The following is a 17,148-nucleotide window of genomic DNA, read 5'->3' on the forward strand; positions in this document are numbered from 1 at the left end:
TTCGCGCAAGCGCTCATCGCGGCATCTTCCGCCAGATGGCTTTCGGCACAAAACGAGTCGCGAAGATCAGCGGGCGGATACCCCACGGCACCCAGACCGCGGACTTGCCCTTGCGCAGCGCCGTCGCGGCAGCTTCGGCGACCTGCGCGGGCGTGCTCGACATCGGCGCCGGCTCCATGCCCGCGGTCATCCGGCCGATCACGAAGCCGGGGCGCACGATCAGCAATTGGATGTCGGTCCCGTGCAGCGCGTCGGCCAACCCGCACGCGAAGCCGTCCAGGCCCGCCTTGGCCGAACCGTAGACGTAGTTGGCCCGGCGGACCCGCGCCCCGGCGATCGACGAGAACACCACCAGCCGTCCCCGACCCGCGGCGCGCATGCGCTGCGTCAATAGGGTCAGCAAGTTCACCTGGGCCACGTAGTCGGTGTGGACGACGGCCACCGCGTGCGCGGCATCGTCCTCGGCCCGGGCCTGGTCACCGAGGACGCCGAAGGCCAGGACCGCGGTACCGATGGGCCCGCGCTCGGCTTCGATCGCGCTGACCAGCGCGGCATGCGAGGCCAGTTCGTCGGCGTCGAACTCGCAGGTGTGGACCTCCGCAGCGCCGGCCGTGCGCACCGCCCGTACCTCGTCCGTCAGTTGATCGGCCCGGCGCGCGGCCAGCACCACCGTGTTGCCCGGCGCCAGCCGGATGGCCAGTTCCAGGCCGATCTCACTGCGGCCGCCGAAGACGACGACCACCTCGCCGCCGGTATCCGCCGTGTCGTTCACGGCTGCGATTATCACCTGCGCTACTTTTGGTGATGATGGCGAAGGCAACGACACGGCTCACCAGTGACGCGCTGGCATTCCTCACCGAGCGTCATCTGGCGATGCTGACCACCCTGCGATCGGACAATTCCCCGCACGTCGTGGCCGTCGGATTCACCTTCGACCCGAAGACCCACATCGCGCGCGTCATCACCACCGGCGGCTCGCAGAAGGCTCTCAACGCCGCCCAGCGCGGTGTCGCCGTGCTGAGTCAGGTCGACGGTGCCCGGTGGCTGTCCCTCGAAGGCAAGTCGACCGTCAGCAACGACGCCGACGACGTCCGCGACGCCGAACTGCGCTACGCCCAGCGCTACCGCACCCCGCGGGTGAACCCGCGGCGCGTGGTGATCGAGGTCCGCATCGAACGCGTCCTCGGCTCCAGCGAGCTGCTGGACCGCGGCGAGGCGTAGTCCGCTTTTCAGTCTCGGCTCCGGAGACCTGCCGATTGTGGTGACGGTCCGACGCCCAGCGCAATCGCTCTGATTTCAACGGTTCCGGGTGACACGTGTGCAGGTGCCGCAGCGGATGCGGCACCGCCGGCGCGACGTGGTGTCGTGCCGTTGAGCGTCAGTGACGCTGTATCACCTTGCGGGACTGTCACTTTCGCCACCCTCGTCTCCGCTCTCCGCCGGGTAGAGCGTCGGATGACAGTAGTGGTTGGTTCTTGGCTGGCCCACATCTAAGAGTGGTGGTGGGGTCCAGTGGATGCGGCCGTCGGGGCCCATGGTGGTGGTCCAGCCGCCGGTGTCGGCCAGGCGATTGTGGGGCCCGCAGGCCAGGGTGAGGTTGGTGATGTCGGTGGGTCCGTCATCGCGCCAGTTGGTGTTGACGTGATGGGCCTGAGAGCGCGATGCGGGGGCGGTGCAGTTGGGTTTGGTGCAGCCCAGGTCGCGGGCGAACAAAGCGAAACGTTGGGCGACAGTGGCGGTACGACGTGCTCGGCCCATGTACAGCGGTTGTTCGGTGTGGTCGTCAAAGACGACGAGGTAGTGGTCGGCTCCGGCGGCGGCCATCTGAACCAGGTCTTTGACCGGGAGTTTCGTGCCGGTGTGCGTGAGCGCCATGCCGGTGCGCTTCTCGAGGTCGGTGACGGTACAGGTGCCGATCACCGCGACAGGAAATCCGTTGTGTTCGCCGAGCATGCCGGTCTTCAGGATCATGCGGCCGACCATCTTGTACGCGTCATGGCGGCGCTGGGCGGCGGTACGGGTGTCGTTGTCGATCTGTTCCTGGGTCGGTGTACCCGAGATGCAGGGCACGGCGTCGGCGGGGTTGCACATGCCGGGGGCGGCCCATTTGTCGTAGATCGCATCCCAATAAGCACGGGTCTCGGCGTCGATGGTGCCGCTGACCTCGGAGGTGCCATCGGAGCGCTGCTTGCCATGGTTGATGGCGCGTTTCGGGTCGGGTTCAGAGTCGTCAGGCTCGGGCCCGTCCTGATCCAGCCGATACAACAGATCAGCAGCGACTTTGCGGAGGTCCTCGGGGGTTTTGATTCGGGCATCGGCCACCAGATCCGCCTCACACTGGGCGAGAGTGACCGGGTCGGCCGCCCACAACGGCAACTTCCCGAAAAACCAGGTGATCACCTGCACATGCTCACCGTTGATCGCCCCCTCACCGAGCGCGGCGGCGACCAGCTCCCACACCGGACCCAACGGCTCCCCGGTGATCGCTGACCGCGGGCCCAGATTATCCGTATCGCGGACCCGGCGGCGGGCCTCCTCCCGACTGATCCGCAACCGCACATGCAGCACCTCAGGCCAATCTTTGGCCCCGATGTCTTTGGCCGCGGCCTGGGTCTGTGCCGCCGCCAGAATCTGGTGATCGACCGCCTCGGCCGCGCACTTAAGGGTTTCGCGGCGCGACTGCACCTCCAACAGCGTCCGCACGTCCAGGCCGGTGTAGTCGAGATTGTTGACCGCCACGACCGCGTCCTCGAGCGCCGCGTAGGCGGTCAGGACAGCGGCACGGTCGGAAGGCATATTCGAACAATAGTTCGAACCGCCGACAATTCGGTGTGACGAAAGAGACCCTAGTTGCCCAGCGTGACCAGCGCAAACAAAGTGACCAAAGTTTTTTGGCGCACGACGACTCAGGACAAGAGCAACCTGATTGTCGGCCAGCACTCGGTCGGCGAGATGTCCGCAGACGCGACACCGAGACTGCAGCCATCAGCAAAACCGACCACCAGACGGCCACGGTCCACAACTGCGACAACTATTCGTCATAAGATGCTCAGCGTCCCCAGACCGGCAGGAGCATCGATGGCACGCGGCACTCCGCTGGAAGACAGCGCACGCGCAGGCTCACCGCCCACCGACCGCGTCGTCAGCATCATCGAACTCCTGGCGCAGCAGTCCGAACCGAGTTCGGTGGCCTCCATCGCGTCCCGACTCGACCTCAACCGCGCGACCGTCACCTCGATCCTGCTGGCCCTGGAGCGCGCGGGTTGGGTTGTGCGCCTTGCCGATCGGAGCTACACGCTCGGACCGGGCATGCTCGGCGTCGCCGAGGCCGTGCGCAATGCCCTGCCCCTGCCGGACAACCACACCGAGGTCCTGCAGGACCTGGCACATGCCACCAAGTGTGGCGTGTCGCTGGCCATGGTCGGCACCACCGAGATGACGTTCGTCAGCGTGGTGCGCGGCGTCGGCCACATCCCGGGCGGTGTGAGTGTCGGCGTCCGCCTACCGTTGACGCCGCCGGCCGGCGCGACGGTGATCGCGCGCCGCGACGCGGCAAGCCAGCAACAGTGGCTGGCCGGAGCGCCACAGGAGCAGCGCGCCGACTTCAGCAACCTGCTCGACCAACTCCGCAGGGACGGCGTCGCGATATTCGATTTCGGCGATTCCAACCCCGAGGTGCTGGGCGTACTGGGCGATGTCGCCGAACTGCTCTCCGAGCACCCCCGGCGCAGTGCGCTCCGGCAGCGGGTTTTCGAGACACTGGTCAGCCTCGGCGGTAAGCCTTACAGCACAGCGCAGCTCGAATCACCCGAGCCACTGGCCGTGAGCTATCTGAGCACCGCCGTGGACAACGCAGCCGGCCATCCCGCCTACGAGGTACAGCTCGGACCGCTGGATCCGTCGGTGAGCGCCGCCGATCGCGCGCGGTACATCCACGAATTGCGCTCGGCCGCAGCAAAGCTCAGCCAGCACTAGTCATCACCACTGCGCCACCCGCCGGTCAACCGGCGGGCACTTTCGCGACCCACTCACCGGAAATCAATGCTTGCGCGGCTGTCGCCGGGATGCTTACCATCTGCCCGTCGCCAATTATTTGGCACTTAACTGCCAACTATTCGTCACTATATCGGGAGCATGGATGGACACAGCGACGACGCTGCATCGCATTGGTAGCTCGGCCGGATCGGGTCACGCCCGGTTCATCGGCCGCGTAGGCGCACTGGCCGTTGCCCTCGGCATCGGCATCGCCGTCGCGAACAGTCCTGCCATCTGCCTCGCCGACACCAGCACCGGCACCTCCGCGTCGTCGACCGACAAACCGTCGCCGGCCACCAAGCCAAAGGCGGAAAAGCCCACCAAGAAGGCGAAAAAGCCCAAGCGCCAGAAGGATTCGGCGGCCAAGAGCGATCAGGACGCAGCCTCCGCGACGACGCCGGACAAGCCCGGGGACACCGAGACCCCGAAGCCCGGCGACAGCGACACCCCCGAACAGAAGCCGGCCACGACGAAGCCCGGGTCCGGCAATCCGGCCGAAACCGCGAAGCCGACGATCAAGAAGTCCCGGCAGAACCAACTTCGCAACGCGGTACCCAAACCTGCCGTGTCGGTCCCCCAGCCGACCGCCGCGACGAGCCAGACCAACCCCAAGACGAACCCGGCACCCACCTCGACCGCGGCGGTGACCGCCGCGAAACCTGCTGCCGCGCAGGCACCTTCAGTGGAGTCCGCCGCCAACACCGTCTCGACGGCCCTGTCCGCTGCCGCGACCAAGATCAACACCCTCACGGCGACAACGCATCCCGTCTCCACGGCTGCCACCGGCGGCAACTTCGTCACGCACGTGGTGTCGAGCCTGCTGGGCGCAATCGGGTTGGTCCCGCACGCCGGAACCAGCCCCGCCGCTCCGCCGCAGGCGCCGGTGTTGTGGACCCTGTTCAGCTGGATTCGCCGCGAGATCGGCAACACCTTCTTCAACTCCTCGCCGCTCATCAACTACAAGCAGACCGAGACCAGCCAGACCTTCGGTGGTGTCATCAAGGGTGACTTGAAAGCCACCGACGCCAACGGCGACAAGCTCACCTACACCGTCGACAAGGGCCCGACGAAGGGCAGCGTGATGGTCCGTCCGGACGGCACCTTCACGTACACCCCCAGCGACGCACTGGCATTCAGCGGCGGCACCGACTCGTTCACGGTCACCGTCGACGACCGGCCCGGCAATCCGTTCCACATCAACCTGCTGAAGCTGTTCCAGCCGAACGCCGGCGCCACCACCACCGAGACCGTCACCGTCACGGTGAAGCCGACCAGTCCGCTCGGCACCGCCGACCAGATCGCGCTGGAACAGAAGGCCCAGGAGATCGTCAACACCCCGCAGGTGCAGGCCGCCATCGAGGCACTCAAGCAGGCGTGGCTGGCGCATGCGCAGCAGCGGTTCGGCCTCGTCGGCGGCGTCGATGCCGAGAACCTCGCATTGCTGGACGCAGCCGCCCGGGAACATGCACTCAATGCCGCGATGACGGTCGTCAACAACGACCCCGACAACCCACTGGTGATGGCCGTCGATATGCGGGCACACAGCTGGTACGGCACCGACACCCCCGGCGGCCGGTTCATCTACGACAACCCCGACACCATCTACCGCACCATCCCGGTGCGCAGCGGTTCGACGTACGTCATCAGCGGCAAGTACCTCGGCGGTGTCCCTGTCGACGGCAACTTCGGCGTCTACGCCGACATCAGCGACGCTCTGCCGATCGGCAACCTGGCGGCGAAGGACCTCGTGGTCAACGCCGACGGCACGTTCACCATCACAGCGGACGGCAATCCCACCCAGCCGGGACAGACCAACCACATCTATCTACCGCCGGAGGCCCAGCAGATCTTCGTCCGGTACACGATGGCGGACTGGACCACCGAATCAGCACCGAGCCTCACGGTCATCCGCACGGGCGGTCCGGCGGGCGCCCCCGCGGAGAGCTTCGACGAGATGGTCGCCCACACGGTCAGCATCGTCCAGAATTTCCAGACGAGCGCGCACAATACGGCGCTCGACATCGTCACCCTCAACCTGCAGACCGGCCAGCTCAAGCCGCCCAACACCCTGACGCAGCCGTTCAACTTCCCCGGCACGCTGGTGTCACAGAAGCAGAGCCTCGGCTACTTCCAACTGGCCGACAACCAGGCTCTCGTCATCACGATCAACCCCGGCAACGCCGGATACTTCGTGGTGCCGGTGACCAACGACTGGGAACTGTCACCCGGTGACGGCACCGCGCAGACGAGCCTCAACAACGCGCAGTCCATCGCCAACCCGGACGGCACCTACACCCTCGTCATCTCCCCCGACGACCCCGGTGTGGCCAACTGGGTCTCCACCGGCGGCCTCAACCAGGGCACCCTCTACATCCGGTTCCAGGCACTCGACGCCACCTCGTCGGCCGTGCCGATGATCGTCTCGCAGCAGGTCGTCACCCTCGATCAGCTCGGCACCGTGCTGCCGGCCGGCACCAAGTACGTGACCGACGCCGAACGACAGGCCCAGCTCGCCGCCCGCCAGGACGGCTACAACGACCGCTTCGGCCCCTTCCCGCAGATCACCACAGGAGCACAGTCCGCATGACCGCCACCGCCGTCACCTTCACCCCCGGTTCCGCTGCCACCTGGCGCAGCCCCTGGGCCATGTATGCCGCACTGCGCGAACATGATCCGGTTCACCACGTGGTCCCCGCGCACGCCCCCGACAAGGACTACTGGGTGCTGTCGCGTTACGCCGACATCTCCGCGGCGGCCAAGGACCACGAGACCTTCTCGTCGGCCGAGGGTCTCACCTTCAATTACGACGACATGGAAGCCGTTGGCATCAAAGACAATCCGCCGATGGTGATGCAGGATCCGCCGGTCCACACCACCTTCCGGCGGCTGGTGGCCAAGGGATTCACCCCGCGGCAGGTCACCGCGATCGAACCCAAGGTGCGCGAATTCGTGGTGGACCGCATCGAGAAGTTGCGCACCAAGGGCGGCGGCGACATCATCACCGAGTTTCTCAAACCCATGCCCACCATGGTGGTCGCGCATTATCTCGGTGTCCCGGAAAAGGATTGGGACCGGTTCGACGCGTGGACCGATGCCATCGTCGCCGCCAACTCCACCGGGCACCAGCCCGCGGCCGCCCCCGCCATCGCCGAATTGTTCACCTACTTCAACGAATTGATCGCCTACCGCCAGGAGCATCCCGAGGACGACACCGTCTCGCACCTGGTGGCAGCCGGCTTCGGCGCCGACGGCGACATGTCCGGAATCCTGTCCATCCTGGGCTTCGCGTTCACGATGATCACCGGCGGCAACGACACCACAACCGGAATGCTCGGTGGCGCAGTGCAACTGCTCACCGCCCGCCGCGATCAGCGACAGCTCCTGATCGACGACCCGGCACTCATCCCGGATGCCGTGGAGGAACTGCTGCGGCTCACCTCGCCGGTGCAGGGCCTGGCACGGATGACGACCCGTGACGTCGAGATCGAGGGCACCACGATTCCGGCCGGCCGCAAGACCTTCCTGCTGTACGGCTCGGGCAACCGCGACCACCGGCAATGGGGACCCGATGCCGAGGAGCTGAACGTGCTGCGCCGCCCCGCTCAAATCCTCACGTTCAGCCACGGCAACCACCACTGTCTCGGCGCAGCGGCGGCCCGCATGCAGGCTCGCGTCGCGCTCGAGGAGCTCCTGACCCGGTGCCCGGATTTCGACGTGGACGCCGACGCGGTCGAGTACGCCGAAGGCAGCTATGTGCGCCGCCCCACGCACCTTCCGTTCACGGCGGGGTCATGAGCCGGGTGGAGGTCGACCCCGAGATCTGCATCGGCATGGGCGTGTGCGAGGGCATCAGCGCAGCGTTCCGGGTCGGCGACGGCGGCACGGTCGACATCGGTGACACCGCCGATGTCGACCCGGTGGTGTTGCGCCGGGCCGTGGCGGCGTGTCCGACGGGTGCGTTGCGCATGGCCGACGACGTGTAACGCGGCACCACAGCCGGCCCGCCGACGGCAACCAACCGGCATGACGCACGTCACCCGGGCATGGTTCGATCTAAGACGCCATGACTATCGCGAGCCCTTTCCCCGAGGTCCAGATCCCGACCACGGCTGTCTCCGAGTACATCTTCGGTGATCTGGCCGAGTCGGACGCCGATCGCATCGCCATCACCGAGGTCGCAACCGGTGCCGAGTACACCTACCGCGAACTGGCGGGCCGGATCGAGGCGTTCGCCGGCGCGCTGGCCGCCCGTGGCCTGGGCGTCGGCGACGTGGTCGGCCTGCTGGCGCCGAACAGTGCCGCGTTCGCCGTCGCCTTCCACGGCATCCTCCGGTCCGGTGCCACGGCCACGACCATCAACGCGCTGTTCACGGCGAAGGACGTCGCGAAGCAACTGACCGACTCCGGGGCCGCCATGCTGATCACCGTCACGGCGCTGGCGCCGCAGGCGCTGCAGGCCGCCGCCGAGGTCGGGCTGGCCGCCGATCGTGTCGTCGTGCTCGACGGCCCGGGCACGGCGGCCGACGGTCATCCCAATGCCGCCGAGCTGCTCGACGCCGCGCTGCCCGCGCCCGAGGTCAGCTTCGACCCGGCGACGCATCTGGCGGCCCTGCCCTACAGCTCGGGCACCACGGGAAACCCCAAGGGCGTCATGCTCACCCACACGAATCTCGCGGCGAATGTGGCGCAGATTCGTCCGATCCAGGGCCTGGTTCCCGAGGACCGGGTACTCGCGGTGCTGCCGTTCTTCCACATCTACGGCATGACGGTGCTGCTCAACTCCGTCCTGCATGCCCGGGCCCGGCTGGTGATCATGCCCAGCTTCGATCTCGCGCTCTTCCTCAAGACCATCCAGGACCACAAGTGCACGTTCGCGTTCATCGCGCCGCCCGTCGCGGTGGCGCTGGCGAAGCACCCGATGGTCGACTCGTACCGGCTCGATTCCCTGAAGGGGCTGATGTCGGGCGCCGCGCCGCTCGATGACGATCTCGGCATGGCGGTCTCCGACCGGCTCGGCTGCCCCATCGTGCAGGGCTACGGCATGAGTGAGCTGAGCCCGGTGAGCCACTGCATGCCGTTCGACGGCGGCCGCGAACTCGTCGGCGCCGTGGCACCGTTGAGCTCGTGCGGCTGGACGGTGCCGAACGCCGTCAGCAAGATCGTCGACCCCGATACGGGCGCCGAGATCGGCCGGCCCGAGCACGGTCTCAGCGAGGTCGGCGAACTGTGCTTCCGCGGACCCAACGTCATGGCCGGTTACCTCAACAACGACGCCGCCACCCGCGAGACCATCGACGACGACGGCTTCCTGCACACCGGTGACCTGGCCCGCGTCGACGCCAGCGGCTGCATCTACATCGTCGACCGGCTCAAGGAGCTCATCAAGTACAAGGGCTACCAGGTGCCGCCGGCCGAACTCGAGGCCGTGCTGCTGACGCACCCGGGTATCGCCGATACGGCAGTGGTCGGGGTCCGTGATCCGGAGTCGGGCGAGGAAGTGCCCAAGGCATTCGTGGTGCTGCAACCGGAGTCGGCGTTGACGGGCGACGAGATCATGGATTTCGTCGCCGGCCAGGTCGCGCCGTACAAGAAGGTGCGGCAGGTCGCGTTCATCGATGCGATCCCGAAGTCCGCAGCCGGCAAGATTCTGCGCCGCGAACTGCGCGACATCCGCGAGGTCTAGCGCGGGATCGGCTGGCCGATGTCGCGTGCGGCCCGGGCCTGGCGATATCCGACCACGAGCCCGATGAGCGGCATCAACACCAGGCCGGCCAGTCCGAACAGATCGCCGCGCACCCCGATCGGCTCGGCGGCGGCCCACACCGGGACACCGGTGTGATCGGCCGACAGCAGATCCGCTTCGCCCTCCACAGGTGGCGCGGCCGGCGCCTGTACTTCGACGGCCGGTGGGGCCGCCGGGGCCGGCCACCACGAACTCCCGGCCGTCGTGCCGGTGTGCTGTTCGGCGGCGACGACGGGCACCGCCGGGTTCGGGGGTGTGAACACCGGCACCGCAGCGGGGTTGTCGGAACCGCTGCCCGACTGGGCGCCGGGCGCGTTGTTGTTGCCCTTGCCGTTCGCCCTCGAGGATTTGCCGGTGTTGGTCTGACCGGCCACCGACGAATTGGCGCCGGAATTGCCGCGTGAACCCGAGCCACCGTTGCCGGAGTTGCCGCCGCCGTTGGCGCGCGGCGAGCCGCTCTTGCCGGAACCAGCCTTGCCGGAGCTGCTGTTGCCACCGTTGCCGTTGGACCCGCCGGGATCGGCGGCGGCCACGGCCATCGAGGGTCCCGCCATCACCAGAAACGCCGACACCGAAATACCGGCAACCGTCAGCAGCGCATCGTCACGGCGCATGTCTGCCCCCGATCAGTTCCGCTGAGTGGCAACCCCCTGCGCACTCCGGTTCCTCATCATGGCATGCCACCGGGCCGGGGTTGACGATTTCCGCAGTCGTCGCGAGTCAGGCTTCAGGCGGCGTCCGGGTCCTGCGCGATGCCGTCCGCGGCCTTGCGCAGCAACGTCAACGCGGTGCGCGCCCACGTCTGCGTCGCGCCGGCGAGCCCGCAGGCGGGCGTCAGGCCGACGCGCTCGCGCAACACCGTCCGCGGGAATCCGAGCCGGTCGGTGACGCTCGCCGCGGCGGCGGCCACCGTCTCGACCGGCACCGGCCGCTCCGGGGCGACACCCGGCAGGACGCCGAGCATGATGGTCCGGCCTGCCTCGACCCACTCCCCGATACCGTCGAGATCGGCCGCGGTCAGCTTGGTCACGTCGATGGAGAGGGCACTGAATGCGGTGCGCGCCAGGGTTTTCCACGGCACGTCCGCAGCGCACACGTGAATGCTCGCCTGTCCCCCGACGGTCGCGATGCACTCATCGAGCAGACTCGCGGCCAACAGGGCGTCGACCGGCGCCACCGGCGACATCCGGGTCACCCCGGCCAGCCGCCCGGCGAGTGCGGCGGGCAGTGACGGTTCGTCGAACTGCACGACGACGTCGGCCTCGCAGCGACGCGCGACCTCGGCGCGATGATGTGCGACGCCCTCGGCGAGTGAGCCGGCCAGGTCCCGCAGTGCGCCGGCATCGGTGATGGCCCGGTGGCCGCCCGGCAGTTCGAGTTCGGCGGCCAGCGTCAGCGGACCCGGGACCTGCACCTTGATGGTCCGTCCGGTCCCCCGCAGTCCGGCCTTCTCCCACGCCTCTTCGAGCGCGTCGACGTCTTCGTCGAGCAGGCCCGTGGCGCGGCGCACGACGGCGCTGCGGCCGGGTGCGATGCGGTAACCACGGGGCACGGTGTCGATGCCGATGTCGACGAGCAGCGCACCCGCCCGTCCGATGATGTCGGCGCCGACGCCACGTGCGGGCAGTTCCACCAGATGCGGCAGCGCGGGCAGTTCACCGACCACGACTGCCGCCGCTTCCCGTGCGACTGTCCCCGGCCACGAGCCGATACCGGTTGCCTGGGCGAAAACAGTCACGCCGCCAACACTATTCGATGGGGTCTGCGGCCGGATCTTCCACGTAGCTCCGCAGCCGGTCCAGGGCCCGGTCCCAGCGCTTCGACAGCGCGGTCAGGTACTCACTGGCCTCGGCGAGCGGGTCCGGCTGTATCCGCCAGATGCGCTCACGCCCGTGCCGGCTGCTGGTCACCAGCCCCACCGCCTCCAACAGCAGCAGATGTTTGGTGGCCGCCTGCCGGGTCACCGGAATCACCTGTGTCACTTGTAAAGTCGAGCACGGTCCGGCCTCGCATAGCCGCACGACGATACGCAGCCGATTGGGGTCGCCGAGCGCGTCGAACAACGGCGCCCGGTCTTCGACAGCCGTACTCACACGAGTTCGTCCAGGTACTTGCGTACCAGTTTCGTCTGGGCATCCCAGCCGCCACTGTTGGCTTCGAACGCCGCGGCCCGGCGCTCGGCCGGGATGATGTCGAACCCGGATTCGACGATCTGCAACAACACACCGTCGGCAGTCTCGGTGAGTGTGAACTCGACCAGCGTGGTCGGCTCGTCGTCGTAGTCGGCGTCCGGTTCGACGGCGTACGGATGCCAGCGGAACGCCAGACGACGCGGCGGTTCGACCGCGACGATCTGCCACACCGAGGATTTACCGGCGTGCGGCTCCTGCGCGGCAGCGACCTCGTCGTCGACCTCGGTCGGGGTGATCACCCCGGTCACCGATTCACCCGCGACGAACGGGCCGTCGAATCGGACGCCGAACCAGCGCCCGAACTCGTCGGCGTTGGAAATGGCGCGCCACACGCGGTCGAGCGGGGCACGCAGGGTGACTTCTTTTTCGATGCGATCGGAATTCATAAGCAACCTCCTGGTTGCCTATCACGTTACGGCCACACCTTCGGAAACGCAACCATTTGGTTGCTTTCGGATGGGATCAGCGCGCGATCGTGGCGCTGGCGATGACCTCGTCGCCGTCCGGGTCGCGGCGGTACAGCACCATGGTCTGACCTGGGGCGACGCCGCGCAGCGGAGTGCGCAGCTGCACGTCGAGCACGCCGTCGGCGAACTCGGCGACCGCGTCGGCCAGTCCGCCGTGCGCCCGCACCTGGATCAGGCATTCCACCGGACCATCAAACGGCACACCCGAGGTGAACACCGGACGCTCGCCCGTCAGTTCGTGGATCTCGAGGTCCGCCACACCACCGACGTGGACGGTCCCGGTCTCGGCATCGATGCCCGTGACGTAGCGCGGCAGGCCGTCCGGCCCCGGACCCGCGATGCCGAGGCCCTTGCGCTGACCGATGGTGAACCCGTGCACGCCGTCATGCTCGGCGAGCTTCGTGCCCCCGGCGTCGACGACCGCGCCCGGCCGGATGCCGATCCGCGCGCCGAGGAAGGCCCGGGTGTCACCGGACGGGATGAAGCAGATGTCGTGACTGTCCGGCTTGTCGGCGACCGCCAGCCCGCGCTCGGCCGCCTCCTGCCGGATCTGCGGCTTGGGGGTGTCACCGATCGGGAACAGGGCATGGCTGAGCTGTTCGGCAGTCAGCACGCCGAGCACGTAGGACTGGTCCTTGTCCGCGTCGACGGCACGGCGCAGCCGGCCGTCCTCCAGCCGCGCGTAGTGCCCGGTTGCCACAGCGTCGAATCCCAGCGCCAGCGCACGGGCCGACAGCGCTGAGAACTTGATCTTCTCGTTGCAGCGCACGCACGGGTTCGGCGTCTCGCCACGGGCATACGACTCGACGAAGTCGTCGATGACGTCTTCCTTGAAGCGGTCCGCGAAATCCCAGACATAGAAGGGGATTTCCAGGATGTCCGCGACGCGGCGAGCGTCCCCGGCGTCCTCCTTCGAGCAGCAGCCACGCGACCCGGTCCGCAGGGTGCCGGGCGCGGTGGACAGCGCCAGGTGCACGCCCACCACGTCGTGGCCGGCGTCGACCATGCGCGCCGCGGCCACCGAGGAGTCCACTCCCCCGCTCATCGCTACCAGAACCCGCATGACTACCTTCCCAACCCGGCACTGGCCAGTGCGGCCTGACGCGCCCGCTCAACCGCGGCCGGCAACACGGCCAGCACGGCATCGATGTCGGCGTCAGAACTGGTGTGCCCCAATGAAAATCGGAGTGATCCGCGGGCGCTTGCCGGATCGGCGCCCATCGCGATCAAGACATGTGACGGCTGTGCGACGCCCGCCGTGCAGGCCGAGCCGGTCGAGCATTCGATGCCCTTGGCATCCAGCAGCATCAGCAGGGCGTCGCCCTCGCAGCCGCGAAAAGTGAAGTGCGCGTTGCCCGGAAGTCGGTCCTCGCCCGTGCCGCCGTTGAGCACCACGTCCTCGATGCCGGACAGCACGCCGTCGACCAGGCGGTCACGCAGGGCGCCGATCCGGGTGCGGTACACGTCCAGGCCCTCCACCGCCACGCGCGCGGCGGCGGCCATGGCCACGACGCCCGCGACATCCGGTGTGCCCGAACGGACGTCACGCTCCTGCCCGCCGCCGTGCAGCAGCGGCACGCATGCGACGTCGCGGCGCAGTAGCAGCGCACCGACGCCGGTGGGACCACCGAACTTGTGCGCCGCCACGCTCATGGCCGACAGCCCGCTCGCGGCGAAGTCGACCGGCACGGCACCGATCGCCTGGATTGCGTCGCTGTGCATCGGGACACCGAACTCGGCTGCGACAGCAGCCAATTCGGCGATCGGCTGGATGGTGCCGACCTCGTTGTTGGCCCACATCACGCTGACCAGCGCGACATCATCATGGGTTTCGAGAATCTCACGCAGGGCCTGAGCAGAGGTGGCGCCGGTGGCGTCCACGGGCAGCCAGGCCACCTCAGCGTCCTCGTGTTCGACGAGCCACTCGACGGCATCGAGCACCGCATGGTGCTCGATGGGCAACGTCACGATCCGGCGGCGCCCCGGGCAGCTGTCCCGGCGGGCCCAGAAGATGCCCTTGACTGCCAGATTGTCACTCTCGGTACCGCCCGCGGTGAAGATCACTTCCGAGGGCCGGGCGCCCAGCTGCTGGGCCAGGGACTCGCGCGCCTCCTCCATCCGGCGCCGCGCGGCCCGCCCCGAGGTGTGCAGCGACGACGCGTTGCCGCCGGCCGCCAGGACCGCCGTCATCGCCTCGATGGCAGCCGGCTGCATCGGGGTCGTGGCGGCGTGGTCCAGATATACGGGGCTCATGGCCTGTCCAGGATACCGGCCAGGCCAAACCGGTCAGGCTGCCTGCCAAACCGCCTTGGTGTGCCCGTGAACGGCGGCGACGGGCAGCGGACCCACCTGGTGCACCGCAGCCTGGCACCGGGCGGCCAGATCCCGGCGGTCGGTGCCGGGCAGCTGCAGCGACTGCACCTGCATGTGGCACACCGTCAGCTTGGCGGTGATGACGCGCTTGATGGACGTCAGCAGCGAATCGTCGCCGATGAACGCCGGGATGGTCGACTGCGCGCCGCCCGGGTGCCGGTAGGTCAGCTGCAGCGGCTGCACGGGGCGACCGGTGTCGATGGCGGCCTGGAACATGGCCGGGGCGAACGTGCCGTGCCCCAGCCCGCACCACGTGGTGCCCTCGGGGAACGCGACGACCGTCTGACCTGCGGTGAGCCGGTCCCCGACGGTGCGGACGACGTCGGGCAGGCGACGCAGGCTGTGCCGGTCGATCGGGATGACCTTCAGCAGCCGGGCCACGAAGCCCAGGGCCGGCCACTCGATGAGGTCGGCGCGGGCCACGAACGAGCCGGGCATGACCGCGCCGATGGCGAAGATGTCCACCCACGACACGTGCCCGGCGACCACCAGGACGCCGCTCAGGTTGCGGATGGGGCCACCGGAGACGGTGATCCGCACGCCCAGGCACCGCAGCATCAGCCGGCAGTACATCCGCTGGATGCGGGACTTGCCGGGCAGCGGCACCGCCAGCAGCGGCAGGGCGGGCAGCAGCAGCATCGTCATGATCAGCCGGACGGTGGTGCGCAGCACGACGACGATCGGGCGGCTGACGTGCACGGCATCGACCCGGATGCAGCTGGTGTCGCACGACGCCTTCGGCAGCCAGGCGTGCTCCTGCGGTGTCACGGGCGTTGTCACTGGGCGGCCTTGTCGGTCGCCGCGGCCGCCGACCGCAGCCGGGTCAGGTAGCGGACGTCGGCTTCGCGCTTGTCCAGCAGGGCCGGGAAGTCACCAACGCCGAAGTCCGGGTCGTAGGCCGGGTCACCGCACACCTTGGCGCCGAGGCGCAGGTAGCCGCGCATCAACGGCGGCACCGTCACCCGGGCCGGCGGCTCGATGTCGTCGAGCAGCTTGCCGTCGATGATCACCGGGCGGTACGGGCGCACCTTGTACTCCGAGGCGTGCCGCTTGTTGACGAAGTCACGCACGCCGCGAATCTGGGTGGCCGGTGGCTCGTCGGGGCTGCCCTGGATGGGCACCGACACGCAGCCGGTGACGTAGTCGTAGCCGCTGTGGTCCAGGTAGGCCAGGATGCCGCCCCACATCAGGAGCACCACGGCGCCGTTGCGGTGGTCGGCGCGGACCACGGCGCGGCCCATCTCCACCAGCGACGGGCGCAGGCGGTCGAGCGCGGTGACGTCGAATTCCGTTGCGGTGTACAGTCCGCCGGCGGCGATGGCACCGGGCGGCGGCAGCATGCGGTAGCAGCCGACGTACTCGCCGGTGTGGTCCTCGCGGACCAGCAGGTGGTCGCAGAACTCGTCGAATCGGTCGGCGTCGCGGCCACTTTCGAATCCGGGGCTGTCGTCGGTGAGGGTGTAGCCCGGCTCGGAGGTGAACACGTGGTGACGAAGCCGTTGCGCGGCCTCGATGTGTTCGGGGTCGGCCGACAACAGGAGGGTGTACCTCGGGGTGTCGGTCGAAACAGCAGTGTCGTCGGGGGCGATGAGTACAGAACTAGTGCTCATGCTCAGCACGGTGACGGAGCCGATCAGCGCGGCGGCATCAATCACGTAACGCGTCGATGACCGGTTGCGAAACATCACGGTCCATTGCATTCGGCGCATGATGCCGCGATGAGGAGCCGCTTCTGACAAGGGTTTCAGGCACTGTCCCGGTGTGCCAGCGCAACGCGCAGCTGCCGCCGGCCGCGGGAGACCCGCGACATCACCGTGCCCATGGGCACTCCCATGAGCCCGGCGGTCTCGGCGTAGGTGTAGCCCTGAACCTCCACATAGAACAGCGCGGTCCGCGCGCCTTCGGACAGCTCCCCGAACGCGGCCTCGACATCTCCGTCGGCCATGAGGTCGAGCAGCTCGACCTCTGCCGAACGGCGGGCAGTCGACTGTTCGTGGCCGGCCGCGGTGATCGCCTCCAGCGGCACCTCCGGTGGGCGCGACGCCCGATGGCGATGTCTGCTGACCCACCGATTGTGCAAGATGCGGAAAAGCCAAGCGTTGAGATTGGTGCCCTGCTGAAACGACCCGAACCCCTGATACGCGTGTAACAAGGTGTCCTGCAAGAGATCTTCGGCGTCGGCTTCGCAGCGTGTCAGCCGGCGGGCGCCGCGGCCGAGGGCGTCGAGCAACGGCACGGCATCCGCGACAAACCGGGCCGCAAGGTCAGCGTCCGGCACCGGCGCTGCCGTCACGATCGAAACTCCCCTCGCCTGTGACCGCGCAGGGTGCGCCGCCGA

At 68.2% G+C, this 17,148-nt stretch carries 17 protein-coding genes; 6 read left to right on the top strand and 11 right to left on the bottom strand.

Features of this window, described 5'->3' with window-relative positions; all coding sequences use genetic code 11:
• Positions 1–13: 13 nt before the first annotated feature.
• A complete protein-coding gene (locus ACZ5IQ_RS18375; RefSeq protein ID WP_464480065.1) occupies positions 14–772 on the bottom strand; it encodes an SDR family NAD(P)-dependent oxidoreductase in 759 nt (252 codons plus the stop codon).
• A gap of 32 nt (positions 773–804) precedes the next feature.
• Here ACZ5IQ_RS18375 and ACZ5IQ_RS18380 point away from each other — a divergent pair, with 32 nt between their 5' ends.
• Entirely contained in the window at positions 805–1,221 is a 417-nt protein-coding gene (locus ACZ5IQ_RS18380) for a F420-dependent biliverdin reductase (RefSeq protein WP_020103170.1), read from the top strand.
• Between the two features lie 171 nt (positions 1,222–1,392).
• Here ACZ5IQ_RS18380 and ACZ5IQ_RS18385 read toward each other — a convergent pair whose 3' ends face one another.
• On the bottom strand, positions 1,393–2,796 hold the full coding sequence (locus tag ACZ5IQ_RS18385; RefSeq protein ID WP_464480066.1) for an HNH endonuclease signature motif containing protein: 1,404 nt from the start codon (positions 2,794–2,796) through the stop codon (positions 1,393–1,395).
• A gap of 282 nt (positions 2,797–3,078) precedes the next feature.
• Between ACZ5IQ_RS18385 and ACZ5IQ_RS18390 the strand changes: the two genes are divergently transcribed.
• From ACZ5IQ_RS18390 to ACZ5IQ_RS18410, 5 genes are all read left to right on the top strand, one after another.
• On the top strand, positions 3,079–3,975 hold the full coding sequence (locus tag ACZ5IQ_RS18390; protein WP_464480067.1) for an IclR family transcriptional regulator: 897 nt from the start codon (positions 3,079–3,081) through the stop codon (positions 3,973–3,975).
• A 163-nt stretch (positions 3,976–4,138) separates the two neighbouring features.
• Positions 4,139–6,622 carry an Ig-like domain-containing protein gene (locus tag ACZ5IQ_RS18395; RefSeq protein WP_464480068.1) on the top strand — a complete coding sequence of 828 codons (2,484 nt, stop codon included), beginning with the start codon at positions 4,139–4,141 and terminating at the stop codon, positions 6,620–6,622.
• Positions 6,619–7,830 (top strand): cytochrome P450, encoded by a 1,212-nt coding sequence (locus tag ACZ5IQ_RS18400; protein WP_464480069.1) that lies wholly within the window; start codon positions 6,619–6,621, stop codon positions 7,828–7,830. The genes ACZ5IQ_RS18395 and ACZ5IQ_RS18400 overlap by 4 nt, the downstream gene beginning before the upstream one ends.
• Entirely contained in the window at positions 7,827–8,018 is a 192-nt protein-coding gene (locus ACZ5IQ_RS18405; protein WP_464480070.1) for a ferredoxin, read from the top strand. The genes ACZ5IQ_RS18400 and ACZ5IQ_RS18405 overlap by 4 nt, the downstream gene beginning before the upstream one ends.
• 80 nt (positions 8,019–8,098) lie before the next feature.
• Positions 8,099–9,718 (top strand): AMP-binding protein, encoded by a 1,620-nt coding sequence (locus tag ACZ5IQ_RS18410; protein ID WP_212813873.1) that lies wholly within the window; start codon positions 8,099–8,101, stop codon positions 9,716–9,718.
• On the opposite strand, the gene ACZ5IQ_RS18415 is transcribed toward ACZ5IQ_RS18410, so the two are convergent.
• From ACZ5IQ_RS18415 to ACZ5IQ_RS18455, 9 genes are all read right to left on the bottom strand, one after another.
• On the bottom strand, positions 9,715–10,392 hold the full coding sequence (locus tag ACZ5IQ_RS18415) for a hypothetical protein (RefSeq protein ID WP_318986168.1): 678 nt from the start codon (positions 10,390–10,392) through the stop codon (positions 9,715–9,717). The genes ACZ5IQ_RS18410 and ACZ5IQ_RS18415 overlap by 4 nt on opposite strands.
• A gap of 113 nt (positions 10,393–10,505) precedes the next feature.
• Positions 10,506–11,516 carry a methionine synthase gene (locus ACZ5IQ_RS18420; protein ID WP_464480071.1) on the bottom strand — a complete coding sequence of 337 codons (1,011 nt, stop codon included), beginning with the start codon at positions 11,514–11,516 and terminating at the stop codon, positions 10,506–10,508.
• A gap of 10 nt (positions 11,517–11,526) precedes the next feature.
• Positions 11,527–11,871, bottom strand: a complete 345-nt coding sequence (locus tag ACZ5IQ_RS18425; RefSeq protein ID WP_020103162.1) for an ArsR/SmtB family transcription factor — start codon at positions 11,869–11,871, stop codon at positions 11,527–11,529.
• The gene (locus ACZ5IQ_RS18430) at positions 11,868–12,356 is read right to left on the bottom strand and encodes an SRPBCC family protein (protein ID WP_464480072.1); all 489 of its coding nucleotides are present in this window, start codon (positions 12,354–12,356) and stop codon (positions 11,868–11,870) included. The genes ACZ5IQ_RS18425 and ACZ5IQ_RS18430 overlap by 4 nt, the downstream gene beginning before the upstream one ends.
• Before the next feature lie 76 nt (positions 12,357–12,432).
• Positions 12,433–13,500, bottom strand: coding sequence for a tRNA 2-thiouridine(34) synthase MnmA (mnmA, locus tag ACZ5IQ_RS18435; protein WP_029105619.1), 1,068 nt, complete (start codon positions 13,498–13,500; stop codon positions 12,433–12,435).
• Between the two features lie 2 nt (positions 13,501–13,502).
• Positions 13,503–14,690, bottom strand: coding sequence for a cysteine desulfurase family protein (locus tag ACZ5IQ_RS18440; RefSeq protein ID WP_464480073.1), 1,188 nt, complete (start codon positions 14,688–14,690; stop codon positions 13,503–13,505).
• Between the two features lie 33 nt (positions 14,691–14,723).
• Complete coding sequence (locus tag ACZ5IQ_RS18445; RefSeq protein ID WP_464480074.1) at positions 14,724–15,590, bottom strand: lysophospholipid acyltransferase family protein; 867 nt, start codon at positions 15,588–15,590, stop codon at positions 14,724–14,726.
• On the bottom strand, positions 15,587–16,420 hold the full coding sequence (locus ACZ5IQ_RS18450) for a GNAT family N-acetyltransferase (RefSeq protein WP_464480075.1): 834 nt from the start codon (positions 16,418–16,420) through the stop codon (positions 15,587–15,589). Before ACZ5IQ_RS18450 ends, ACZ5IQ_RS18445 begins: the two co-directional genes overlap by 4 nt.
• Before the next feature lie 134 nt (positions 16,421–16,554).
• Positions 16,555–17,103: a sigma-70 family RNA polymerase sigma factor gene (locus ACZ5IQ_RS18455; protein WP_244872858.1), complete on the bottom strand. Its 549-nt coding sequence runs from the start codon at positions 17,101–17,103 to the stop codon at positions 16,555–16,557.
• Positions 17,104–17,148 lie beyond the last annotated feature (45 nt).

The sequence above is a fragment of the Mycobacterium toneyamaense genome (genome assembly GCF_055384815.1).